Source organism: Leptotrichia sp. oral taxon 847, from assembly GCF_001553645.1.
Classification (GTDB): Bacteria; Fusobacteriota; Fusobacteriia; order Fusobacteriales; family Leptotrichiaceae; genus Leptotrichia.
Map to the genome: position 1 here is coordinate 634,444 of NZ_CP014231.1, position 12,801 is coordinate 647,244.

Annotated in this window: 10 protein-coding genes; 1 reads left to right on the forward strand and 9 read right to left on the reverse strand. The window is 31.1% G+C overall.

The window, feature by feature from the left end; genetic code table 11:
* Positions 1 to 14: 14 nt before the first annotated feature.
* The 9 genes from AXF11_RS02865 to carA form a co-directional block, all read right to left on the reverse strand.
* On the reverse strand, positions 15 to 1,820 hold the full coding sequence (locus AXF11_RS02865) for an ATP-dependent nuclease (RefSeq protein ID WP_068154763.1): 1,806 nt from the start codon (positions 1,818 to 1,820) through the stop codon (positions 15 to 17).
* A 19-nt stretch (positions 1,821 to 1,839) separates the two neighbouring features.
* Positions 1,840 to 3,282 carry an adenylosuccinate lyase gene (purB, locus tag AXF11_RS02870; protein ID WP_068154765.1) on the reverse strand — a complete coding sequence of 481 codons (1,443 nt, stop codon included), beginning with the start codon at positions 3,280 to 3,282 and terminating at the stop codon, positions 1,840 to 1,842.
* Positions 3,283 to 3,304: 22 nt separating this feature from the next.
* On the reverse strand, positions 3,305 to 3,505 hold the full coding sequence (locus AXF11_RS02875) for a hypothetical protein (RefSeq protein WP_068154768.1): 201 nt from the start codon (positions 3,503 to 3,505) through the stop codon (positions 3,305 to 3,307).
* Positions 3,506 to 3,537: 32 nt separating this feature from the next.
* Complete coding sequence (locus AXF11_RS02880) at positions 3,538 to 4,221, reverse strand: tetratricopeptide repeat protein (protein ID WP_068154770.1); 684 nt, start codon at positions 4,219 to 4,221, stop codon at positions 3,538 to 3,540.
* A gap of 85 nt (positions 4,222 to 4,306) precedes the next feature.
* The gene (locus AXF11_RS02885) at positions 4,307 to 5,605 is read right to left on the reverse strand and encodes an adenylosuccinate synthase (protein WP_068154771.1); all 1,299 of its coding nucleotides are present in this window, start codon (positions 5,603 to 5,605) and stop codon (positions 4,307 to 4,309) included.
* A 239-nt stretch (positions 5,606 to 5,844) separates the two neighbouring features.
* On the reverse strand, positions 5,845 to 6,519 hold the full coding sequence (locus AXF11_RS02890) for an HAD family hydrolase (RefSeq protein ID WP_068154773.1): 675 nt from the start codon (positions 6,517 to 6,519) through the stop codon (positions 5,845 to 5,847).
* A gap of 28 nt (positions 6,520 to 6,547) precedes the next feature.
* The gene (locus AXF11_RS02895; protein ID WP_068154775.1) at positions 6,548 to 7,297 is read right to left on the reverse strand and encodes a glycosyltransferase family 2 protein; all 750 of its coding nucleotides are present in this window, start codon (positions 7,295 to 7,297) and stop codon (positions 6,548 to 6,550) included.
* A gap of 66 nt (positions 7,298 to 7,363) precedes the next feature.
* A complete protein-coding gene (gene carB / locus AXF11_RS02900; protein WP_068154776.1) occupies positions 7,364 to 10,546 on the reverse strand; it encodes a carbamoyl-phosphate synthase large subunit in 3,183 nt (1,060 codons plus the stop codon).
* A gap of 129 nt (positions 10,547 to 10,675) precedes the next feature.
* Positions 10,676 to 11,758 carry a glutamine-hydrolyzing carbamoyl-phosphate synthase small subunit gene (gene carA, locus AXF11_RS02905; RefSeq protein WP_068154778.1) on the reverse strand — a complete coding sequence of 361 codons (1,083 nt, stop codon included), beginning with the start codon at positions 11,756 to 11,758 and terminating at the stop codon, positions 10,676 to 10,678.
* Between the two features lie 218 nt (positions 11,759 to 11,976).
* Here carA and AXF11_RS02910 point away from each other — a divergent pair, with 218 nt between their 5' ends.
* Positions 11,977 to 12,726: a gamma-glutamyl-gamma-aminobutyrate hydrolase family protein gene (locus AXF11_RS02910; RefSeq protein WP_068154779.1), complete on the forward strand. Its 750-nt coding sequence runs from the start codon at positions 11,977 to 11,979 to the stop codon at positions 12,724 to 12,726.
* Positions 12,727 to 12,801 lie beyond the last annotated feature (75 nt).

Consider the following 12,801-nt stretch of genomic DNA (forward strand, 5'->3'; position numbering starts at 1 on the left):
ACAAGTTTTATTTTTTAATTTAAAATTTTATTCAAGATTTCTATTAATTTTTTTATATCTTCACTTTCTTTTTGTATCCATAAATTTGATAATCTCTTGATTCCAGCTTTTTTAAACTCCAAACTAGTGTATTCTTTTTCTATAATTTCATCTATTATTTTTTTTGCATTATCTTTTGCAACTTTTTGAGATTCATTATTATTACATTCAAAATTTATAGGATATTTATCAAATTTTTCTTTATAAATATTTTTTATATCATCATTTTTTAAAAGCATCAATTCTGGTGTCAAATCAGGTAAGTAATAAATACTATTGTTATGGTATTTTAAGTATTTTATATACATTTCACATTTCTGTTGTTCTTTATTATTCCCACTATCAGGAAACACATTGATTTCTTGACCAAAAGCCTTTTTAACACACTCTTTTAAATAATTAGAATTTTTACTATTTTCAACTGTCAGTTTCTTTTCATTAAATAAAAATTCTTTTTTCATATCACCATCTAATACCATAAATATTTTATTTTCAAAATCCTTATGAGAAACTATAGTTGGTAAATATTTAGCAATCAATGTAGCTTCACCACCACTAACAAAAATAACATCTAAAAAAACATCCTTTTTAATAAACTGTAATGTACTTTCTATCATACATTTTGTTGCATAATCTTCACAAAAAATTATTTTTTTATGTGCAACACTATCTTCTATATCAAAAAAAGCTTCCTCATAATTGATATTTTGTTTTATTTCAAACTTACCATCATTATTAGTTATATATAACTTTATAGCAGATGAGGGTAAATCTTTTAAAAATATAGGCGAATGAGTAGAAATTACTACCTGTAATTTTTTTTCTTTAATGTTCTCTAATAAAAATTTTTTTAGTTTTTCTTGAGCCCCTGGATGTATTGACACCTCAGGCTCATCTAATAATATTAAACTGTATTCAGGAGCTTCTGTTATTTTCTTTACTAACTGAATAACTGCTACTTCTCCACTCCCTGCATTAGCTTCCGAATAATTAGATGAAACTCTAGTTTTTACTAAAATAGATGTTCCTTTATTTTTAAAAAGAGAATGTTCTGCTATTTTTATATCTACATAATCCTTACCCAATATATAACTAATTTGCTTTATTAATTTGTCTGACACTTCAACAAGCTTTCCTATTTTTTCATCTTTAACTCCAGGAAATTTCATAGGTTTATTGTCAAATAATCTTTTTAGATATTTTGAGCGTTCTCTTAATAATTTTTTTCTCTCGTTTAATTTTTCTTTGGAAAAATGAAAAATTTTATCAAAAGCACTAACTTCAGCTCTAAAATCTAAATAAACAACTTCTTTATTTACTGGAGAATTTCTTTTTTTCCCTCCTATCATACCATCTGTTTTTTTTGGTTTTGCAGTTTCCCAATAATCTGGGTCTTCTTTTTTAGTCTTAGAACCTTTTCTTTTGCTTCTTTGTTTTTTTACTTCTTTTATATTTGAGTTACTATCTTCTCTATATCCATAAAAAAATCTATTTCTTTCTTTATCTGAATTTTCATTTATCGGATCTACTTCAGTCGAAAACCAAAAATCTGAACAACTTTTATTCAAAGGTGCACCATAAAGAGCATGTAAAGTAGAACTTTTTCCTGATCCATTCTTTCCAACTAATACTGTCAAAGGAAATTCAAAATCAATTTTTGAATTAGGAAAAAGATTTTTATAATAGGGAAAAACTATGTACTCTATATAATTTTTAAAAGCCTTTCCCTGCTTCATTCTTTGAATAGTATTAATCAATTCAATTATTCCATTTTTATTCATAAAAACTCCTATTCATTAATTAAACCCTCAATTCCTCCCTATCCTCCACAATCTCATCCTTATACTTATCCAAAATCGGATTAATCTCATTTTTCACAAAATCTTCGGTCTGCTGTCCAGCAAATCCAGTATAATTAGCTGAAACCAAGATTCCTTCCATATCTTCTGCTTTCAGACCTAATCTACCGTCTTTTATAATTCTGTCAATTAATCTGTTAGGCTTCCCATTCAATTTAATTTCCTTTGTTTCTTCCATCGAAAGTTCTCTTATGATTTCATGAACTTCTTGTCTATCCATCCCTTTTTTTACTGATTCCATAATGATGTTTTCAGTTGCCATAAATGGTAATTCCTTTTGGATGTTTGTTTCAATTACTTTTGGATAAACAACAACTCCATCCATAATGTTAAGCCAAATAATTAAAATTGCATCCACTGCTAAAAATGCCTGTGGAATTGAAAGTCTTTTACTTGCTGAATCGTCTAGCGTTCTTTCAAACCATTGTGTTGCAAAAACTAGCGCCCCTGTTTGTGAGCTTGAAATTACATATTTGGCAAGTGACGAAATTCTTTCGCTTCTCATCGGATTTCTCTTGTAAGCCATCGCACTTGAACCAATTTGATTTTTTTCAAACGGTTCTTCTAATTCTTTTAAATGTTGCAACAATCTGAAATCGTTTGTAAATTTATGTGATGATTGAGCAATATTTGACAACAAATTCAAGATTTGCGCATCCACTTTTCTATCGTAAGTTTGCCCTGAAACACCTTGTTTTTTATCAAATCCAGCTTTTTTCGTAACCAGTTCATCTAGTTGCTTTACTTTTTCAAAATCTCCTTCAAATAAGTCTTTAAAACTAGCCTGAGTCCCAGTAGTCCCTTTAACTCCTCTAAATCTCAGGTGCTCTAATCTAAATTCCAATTCCTCAAAATCAAGAAGCAACGAATGAAGCCACAAAGTCGCTCTTTTCCCAACAGTCGTAAGCTGTGCTGCCTGAAAATGTGTAAATCCTAAAGTTGGCAAATCTTTATATTCCAATGCAAAATCTCGCATTTTTTCAATTAAGACAAGCATCCTTTTTCTAATGACTAAAAGCCCTTCTTTAATTTGAATCAAATCAGTATTATCCCCGACATATGCACTTGTCGCTCCCAAGTGAATAATTTTTCTCGCATTTTTAGCCTGCTCTCCATAAGTATGCACATGAGCCATCACATCGTGTCTTAACTTTTTCTCAAATTTTGCTGCAACTTCAAAATCCACATCATCTTTATATTTTTTAAGTTCCTCAATTTGTTCATCAGTAATAAAATCAAGCCCAAGTTCCTTCTCAGCCTCCGCCAAATTTATCCACAACTTTCTCCAAGTTCTAAACTTAAACTCAGGTGAAAAAATATGCAACATTTCTTTACTCGAATATCTCTCCGCCAACGGATTTGAATATATACTCATATCTGCCATTTCTAATTCCTCCTACTTAATTTTACTTACCTTTCTCTATAAATTTATACTCTGAACCTAAATTCCAATTAAATTCAGTCCCTAATTTATCCCAATCATAATTTTTATTTTTTATTTTTGAGTTTTTATGATAACAATTTTCACAACATGTTATTATTTGAAATTCAGAAGAATATGATAAAATACTCAAAATCCCAAATAATATAATTACCATTTTATTCATAATTCTCCTTCATATACACAAATTTTACTTTTTTAATCAACCTTGATAACTTTAAAAATTTTTAACTTTTCTAATTCTTTCAAATACTTATCAGAAAGTTTTTCATCTTTTTTCCTGATTTGCATCGTTGCACTCACTAACGTTTTTATTATTACCTCATCTTTTGAAATGACATTCTTATAATTTTCGTCTTTGATTGTTTCTAAAAATATATTTAATATTTCTTCGTATTTTTCTTGTGAGTACCCTGATAAAAAAGTTCTTTCTGCTAAATTTCTTCTTCTATAATCTTCCATTTCATCTTTTGGAATGAACGTTAATTCTTTTTTCTGCTTAATATCCATTTCTATTGCTTTTTTCCCATACTCAAATGAATTTTTAAAATCCTTTTTGTAAAAATACGCAGATGAAATTCCATAATAAGCCCAATAATTAGTACTTACATTTTTTAAATTACTTTTTAAAATTCTATTATACAGCTCTATTGCTTCATCATATTTTGAATTTTTTAAATAAATCATACCGATATTAAGATATTCTGCCATATATTTGTCAGATAATTTTTTCGTAGAAGAAAATTCATTTACTGCCTTTTTATATCCTTCAATAAATTCATTATCTACTTTAAGTTGCTTCAAATTTTTTATTTCACTATTAATATCTGCAAATACATTTATTGAAATTAAAAATACGATTGAAATTAAAACTTTTTTCATTTCTCATTCCTTTCTTTAAAGTTAATTTCAAAAAATATCTTTTATTCTCTTATATTTTTATAGATTTCAATTAATTCAAAAATTTCTACTTCACAAACTCTCCCAAATCATATCTATAAATATTTTGAGTTCTTTCAGGCCCTACCGAAATCATTGAAACACGACATTTTAATTTCTTTTCAATATATTCAATATATTTTTTACAATTTTCAGGCAAGTCTTCGTAATTTTTTATTTGCGTAATATCTTCATTCCATCCGTCCAATTCATCGTAAATTATTTTCAAGTCTTTAGATTTTCTCAAGTTTCCAGGATATGAATAACAAACTTTTCCATCAATTTCATAACCAACTGCCACTTTTATTTTTTCAAATCCTGTCAATACATCCAGTTTTGTCAATACAATGTCTGTCAATCCATCAATTAACACTGCATATTTTCCGATTACTAAATCAAGCCATCCACATCTTCTAGGACGCCCAGTTGTCGCACCAAATTCGTGTCCAACTTTTCTCAAAGTTTCTCCGTCTTTATTTTCCAATTCTGTAGGGAAAGGTCCTTCTCCAACTCTTGTTGTGTAAGCTTTCATAACTCCTAGCACTCTTGAGATTTTTGTCGGTGCAACCCCTGTTCCGACTGTTACTCCACCAGATGTTGGCGATGATGAAGTTACGTAAGGGTAAGTTCCGTAGTCAATGTCAAGCATTAATGCTTGAGCTCCTTCAAAAAGCACCACTTTCCCAGTTTCAATCCCTTCGTTAATTTCTACAACCGCATCAATTATTCTAAATTTGATTTTTTCAGAAAGTTTCATAAATTTTTCGTAAAGCTCTTCAAAATCAAAAGTTTCTTTGCCATATCTTATTAACATATCATTTTTTTCTGCCACATTCCAAGCTAACTTATCTCTAAATCTTTCTGGTTCCAACAGATCTCCGATTCTGATTCCATTTCTTGCAATTTTATCAATATAGCAAGGCCCAATTCCTCTTTGAGTCGTCCCAATTTTATTTTCGCCCATAGCTTCTTCTTTCGCTTTGTCAATTGCAATATGATAAGGCATTATTATATGAGCTCTTTCATCAATAAATAAATTATCTAATTTTCTTCCTCTTTTTTCCAATTCTTCAATTTCTTGCAATAAAACTTCAATGTCGATTACAACTCCAGCTCCAATTATACATTTTCCATCCGAATTTATTATTCCAGATGGTAACAAGTGCAAAATAAATTTCTCATCGTTTACAACAACTGTATGTCCTGCGTTATTTCCTCCTTGAAATCTCACTACATAATCCGCCTTTGGAGACAGTACATCAATTATTTTACCTTTTCCTTCATCTCCCCACTGCGTTCCCACTATTACAAAAGTATTATTTCCCATATTTCCTTCCTCCAAAATTTTTAGAATTTTCTTACTTTATTTTAAAAACTGAACCATAAAAACCTAAAAAATCTACCTTACTAAAATTTTATCTTTTTACTATTTATTTTACTATATTTATTAGTTTTTTTCAATTAATTTGAATCTCTTAAAAAAAGAATTTTTATAAAAAAATAGAAGTTATCTTAATTTTCCTAAAATAACTTCTATTAATCAATTTCCATTTACTTTTTAGTAATTCATTGCTTTCCCTTAAAGTAATCAAGCACTTCCAATAAATTGTCGAATTTTTTATAAAGCAATTTTAAAATTTCATCAGTCGGTTTCAATTTATCTGGCACCATAATGGGAAATGTTCCAGCTGCGTGCGCTGCCCTTATTCCGTTGAACGAATCTTCAAATACAACTGTTTTTTCAGGAGATGCTCCAGCTTTTTTTGCACTTATTAAAAACACTTCCGGATCAGGTTTACCGTGAACGACATCTTCCGCAGTTATTAAATGAGAAAAATATTTTTTTACGTCCTTTCCTTCCGTCAACGCTTCTGCCATATGTAAATCCGATGAAGTTGCCAAAATCATCTGTTTATTATTCTTCTCCAAAAATTCAAGCAATTCCAGTGCACCAAGTTTTAGTGGAACTTCCCCTTTTAGAGCTTTTTCCAGTATATAATTTTTAACTGTCCCCATCATTTCATCATACGGGAAATCTTGTCCTAGTGCTTCCTTGAATAACATTCTTGCTTTGTCATTTGTAACACCTGTTGTTTTTCCCACAATGTCCTTTGTTATTGTATAGCCCTTTTCTTTAGCCACTTCACGTCCATATTCCACATAAATTGTTTCTGTATCGAACAGCAAGCCGTCCATATCAAATAAAAACAATTCAATTTTGTTAAAAAATTTTTCCCCCATTTCTTCCTCCTTCTTTATTTTTAAAAATTTATTTGCTTTTTTTTAACGCAAAAAAAGCATAGTAAATGAAATAGTAAATCGCACTAAAAAATGGTAATTTTTCTTCATTTCTGTAGATTTCCCATCTGACTTTTGCTGTTTTAAATTTATTACTCGAGCGAGAATTATCTAAAACTCTGTAAAATGCCAGATTTTCTTTAAGTCCATAAATTACTTTTACTTCTTTTACAATTTCCAGCCATAGCACATAATCTTCATTTTTATCTCTTTGCTTAAAATATCGTTTTCCCAATTTTTGTGTGTCATAAATTACCGTAAGACAGCCTAGATAGTTATTTTTTAGCATATCTTTGTAAGAAATCTTCTCTTTTATGACAACTTCGTTTATTTTTGTTTCATCTTCTCTAACTCTCGTATATTCTGTGCAACTTATAGCCGCACCCTTTTCTTTCATAAAATTTATCTGCTTTTCCAATTTTTTTTCGTGCCAAAAGTCATCAGCGTCAAGAAAAGCGATATATTTTCCAGTTGCTTTTTCTATCAGCTGATTTCTTCCTCTCACAACCCCAACATTTTCTTTTGAATCTACAATCTCAATTCTGTCATCTTTTTTTGCAAACTCATTTGCAATTTCAAAACTTTTGTCCTTCGATTTATCATTTATTATAAGCAGCTCCCAGTTTTGATAAGTTTGTGAGCACACACTTTCTATTGCTCTTGCAATAAATTTTTCTGCATTATACATTGGAATTATAATTGAAACTTTGTCTTTTTCCATCTTTTCTCCAAATTTTTTTATTTTTAAAAACTTTTTCAAATTATTTATTTTTGAAAAAAATTTATTTTATATTGATGCTACATTAAATGAAATAGATTCTAGCACCTTTAATAGCGCATCAGCTGTGTCAAGTGAAGTTAGACACGCAATTTCCTGTTCACTCGCAGCTCGTCTAATTTTAAATCCGTCAGTTGTCGCACTTTTTTTCTTAGCTGCGGTATTGATAATCATATCCACATGACCTTTGTAAATTACGTCAAGCACATTGTGTTTGTATTTATTTTCATTAATTTTTCCGACAGTTTCCACTCTAAGTCCTCTGTCTCTAAAGTACTGAGCTGTTTTTTCAGTCGCCATCAAATTGTATCCCAAATTTGAAAATCTTTGAGCAAGTTTATACGCTTCTTCTTTTGCCACGCCACTTATTGTAAATAGCACACTTCCTTGATCCTTTACTTTTATTCCCGCAGAAATTAATCCCTTGTAAAGTGATTTTTCAAGGCTTTCATCACTTCCCATAACTTCTCCAGTTGATTTCATTTCAGGCCCGAGTGTTGTATCCACATCTTTTAATTTTTGGAAACTAAATACCGGAACTTTTGTATAGACTTTATTTCCAGTAGGTATCAATCCAGTTTTATAACCCTTAGAAGCCAATGTTTCTCCCAAAATCCCTTTCATAGCCAATTTCGCCATAGGAACTTTTGTAATTTTACTCAAGAATGGCACAGTTCTCGAACTTCTCGGATTTACTTCCAGCACAAAAACTTCTCCGTGACTGATTACATATTGAATATTAAGAAGTCCTACTATATTAAGTCCTTTTGCAAGTCTTATTGTATAATCAACCAATGTGTCAATATGTTCTTTTGTCAAACTTTGTGGTGGATAAACGGCAATCGAATCCCCCGAGTGAACTCCTGCTCTTTCAATATGCTCCATTATTCCAGGAATTACAACAGTTTCTCCATCACAAATCGCATCCACTTCGATTTCTTTTCCAACTAAATATCTATCTGTCAAAACTGGATGATCAGGCGACACTTTTACAGCATTTTCCATATAATGTCTTAACTCTTCTTCCCTGTAAACAATTTCCATCGCACGACCTCCAAGTACATAAGACGGTCTTACTAACACAGGATAACCAATTTCCGCAGCATTTTTTACAGCTGTTTCTGTATCAAACGCGGTTTTTCCAAGCGGTTGTGGAATGTTTAATTTATGAAGTAATGCTTCAAATTTATCTCTATTTTCAGCGTTATCAATTTCTTCAAGTGCAGTTCCAAGTATTTTTACTCCGTGCTTAGCCAATTTTTCGGCAAGATTTATCGCAGTCTGTCCTCCAAATTGAACTACAACTCCTTCAGGCTGTTCTAATTCAATAATTGCCATAACATCTTCTTCTGTAAGCGGCTCAAAATAAAGTTTATCCGAAATTGAAAAGTCAGTCGAAACAGTTTCAGGGTTGTTATTTATAATAATTGCTTCGTATCCAATTTCTTTTATTGCCTTCACAGCGTGAACTGTCGCATAGTCAAATTCCACTCCTTGTCCAATTCTTATTGGACCTGATCCCAATACAACAATTTTTTTCTTATCTCCAATAATACTTTCATTTTCATCTTCGTAGCTTGAATAAAAATAAGGTGTTTCTGACTTAAATTCTGCAGCACAAGTATCTACCATTTTAAAAACTGGCTTAATATTGTATTCTTCACGAAGTTTATAAACTTCTTCTTCAGTCGTATTCCAACGATGTGCAATAACCTTGTCCGAAAATCCAAATTTTTTGGCAAATAAAAGTACATCAGGATTTCCCACATTCGCTTTTAATTCTACTTCAATATCAATAATATTTTTCATTTTGTCAAGGAAAAACATATCTATTTTTGTCATTTCGTGAATATTACCAGGTGTAACTCCCCGTCTTAGCGCTTCTCCAATGAAAAATAGTCTTTCATCTCCAGCTTTTTGAATTCTTCGCAAAATATATTCCAACTGAAATTCATCTCCGTTTGGAAGTCCTAGATGATGAACTCCATATTCAAGCGAACGAATTGCTTTTAATAAACTTTCTTCGTAAGTTCTCCCAATTGCCATAACTTCTCCAGTTGCTTTCATTTGAGTCCCCAAGTGCCTATCCGCTTTCTCAAATTTATCAAATGGAAATCTTGGTATTTTACTTACAACATAATCTAGTGATGGCTCAAAACAAGCGTAAGAATTTTTTGTAACAGGATTTATAATTTCATCAAGCGTAAGTCCAACTGCAATTTTTGCTGCAATTTTTGCGATTGGATAACCTGTAGCTTTGGAAGCTAGAGCTGATGAACGGGAAACTCTCGGATTTACTTCGATTATATAGTATTTAAATGAATTTGGATCAAGTGCCAACTGCACATTACATCCACCTTCAATTTTTAATGCTCTTATTATTTTTAATGAAACATCTCTTAACATATGATATTCTCTATCTGTCAATGTCTGCGATGGTGCCACAACTATTGAATCCCCTGTATGAATACCAACCGGATCAATATTTTCCATGTTGCAGACTACAATTGCTGTATCATTGCTGTCTCGCATAACTTCATACTCAATTTCCTTGTACCCCGCAATAGATTTCTCCAAAAGACACTGGGTTACTGGTGAATATCGAAGACCATTATTTACAATATCCTCAAGTTCAGCATCATTATGACAGATTCCTCCACCTGTTCCACCCATTGTAAAAGCAGGTCTGACAATTACTGGATACCCAATTTTTGAAACAAATTCCCTAGCCTGTTCAAGATTATGAATGATGTCCGATTCTGGCACAGGCTCATTTAACTCATTCATCAAATCTCTAAAAAGTTCCCTGTCCTCAGCCTGTTCAATAGAAGAAAGCTTTGTCCCTAAAAGTTCCACTCCACATTCCGAAAGAACTCCTGAATTATGAAGTTCCACTGCAAGATTTAGTCCAACTTGACCGCCAAGTGTGGGAAGCAGTGCATCTGGTCTTTCTTTTCTAATAATTTTTGAAACAAATTCTACAGTTAAAGGCTCGATAAATACTTTGTCCGCAATTTCCTTATCTGTCATAATAGTCGCTGGATTTGAATTTACAAGTATTACTTTGTACCCTTCTTCCCGAAGTGACAGACAAGCTTGTGTCCCCGCATAATCAAATTCTGCAGCTTGTCCTATTATTATTGGTCCTGAACCAATTACTAATATTGTTTCTATGTCTTTTCGTTTTGGCATTTTTTTAACAACTCCTAATCTTTATAAAATAGTAATTTTCAATTTTTATTTATTTACAATTTAAAAAGTTTCTCTTATATATCATATTTTATTTAAAAATGTTTTCTAAAAAATTATACCTTTTCATATTTAATATTTATATTTTTTCATATTTTCAATAAACTGGTCAAATAAATAGTTTGGATCATGTGGTCCAGGAGAAGCTTCTGGATGATATTGCACTGAAAATACCGAATACTTCTTATGTCTGACACCTTCACAAGTCCCGTCATTTACCGCAACGTGAGTAAGCTCCAAATCTGTATCCTTAAGCGAGTCAATATCAACTGCATAACCGTGATTCTGCGCTGTAATGTCAACTTTTCCAGTAAGTAAATTTTTTACAGGCTGATTAGCTCCTCTATGTCCAAACTTCAACTTATATGTCTTTGCCCCACAAGCAAGTGAAATTAGCTGATGTCCCATACAAATTCCAAAGATTGGCACTTTTCCTATTAACCCTTTTATTGTACTAATTGTTTCTGGTACATCCACAGGATCCCCAGGTCCATTACTTAACATTATTCCATCTGGTTTTTGTCTTAAAATCTCTTTTGCGCTCGCATCGTGTGGCATAACGATAATGTCGCAGCCTCTTAAATTAAGCTCTCTCATAATTCCAGATTTCATCCCCAAATCAATCAGCACAACTCTTTTTCCAAGTCCTGAAGACAAAAATGCTTTTTTTGTTGACACTTGTTCAATTTGATTAGTTGGCAAGTTATTTTTTCTCAAACTTTCTGCAACTTTTTGTGCATCTTTTTCAATCCCTGTAATAATTCCTTTTATCGTTCCATGCTCTCTAATCTTTTTTGTCAGACTTCTTGTATCAATCCCAGAAATTCCTGGAATATTCAAATCTTTTAGCACTTCATCCAAAGTAAATTCTTTTCTAAAATTAGAAGGTTTTCTGCATATTTCACGTGTAACTATTCCCTTTATGCTAGGATTAATAGTTTCATAGTCATCTCTATTTATACCATAATTTCCGATTAGTGGATATGTAAATGTAATAATTTGTCCGTTATATGATGGATCTGAAAGCGTTTCCTGATACCCTGTCATCGCTGTATTAAATACAACCTCCCCCGCCATTTCTATATCTGCTCCAATTCCATACCCTTTATACACACTGCCATCTTCTAAAACTAGCTGTTTATCCAATGAGTACATAATCTACCTCCATAATTTTTAACTTTTTTTTAACCTTGATTTTCACAAAATTTTTTTGATCAATTTTTATTTATGTGATTTTCAAATATTGAATATTTTTAATCCATTAATTATACAATATTTTTTAAATTTTATCAATATTTTGAATTTTACTTCTAAATATGTTAAAATTAAGCTACAAACTTAATATATATAACATAAAAAGAGGAGAAAAAAATATGAAAAAACCACTTATAGGTATTTCTGGGAGCACTACACATCTCGAAAATGGACTTTTTGCAGGATACAATCGCTGTGTACTAGACCAAACCTACATCGACGCTGTCATTTGTGCGGATGGAATTCCTTATATTCTACCATTTAACACGGATGATGAAATTATAGAAGAAATGGTAAAAAATGTTGATGCCATTATTTTATCAGGAGGCAATGATATTTTTCCATTACTTTATGGTGAAGAGCCTAAAGAAAAACTAGGTGAAATTTTTCCTGACAGAGATAAATTTGAAACAATTTTAATAAATACAGCGGTAAAACTAAAAAAACCAATTTTAGGAATTTGCCGTGGACATCAGCTCATAAATGTTACTTTTGGCGGAACCTTACACCAAGATTTGTCTTATGGAGAAAATGTAACAATTAAACACTTCCAAAAGGCTAAATGGAATGTTTTTACTCACTCAATTTCAATTGACAAAAACAGCTTTTTAAACGATATTTTTGAAGTGAGCGGAATCGGATTTGTAAACAGCTTTCACCATCAAATTATAAATAAAATAGCACCAGGATTTAAAGTCATTGCCAAAAGTAGCGATAACGTTATCGAAGCAATTGAAAATTTAGACTCAGAAAATCTTATTTTAGGAATCCAGTGGCATCCTGAAATGATGGCAGCTACAGATAAGTATGCTCATAAAATATTTAAAAAATTTATTGATTATATAAAAGATAATAAAAAATATAAATAAATCTAACAAAAAAACTGCACTTCTTATCTTAGATCTTTACAATTAAGACTCTAGGTGCAGTTTAAGTTCAAAGTT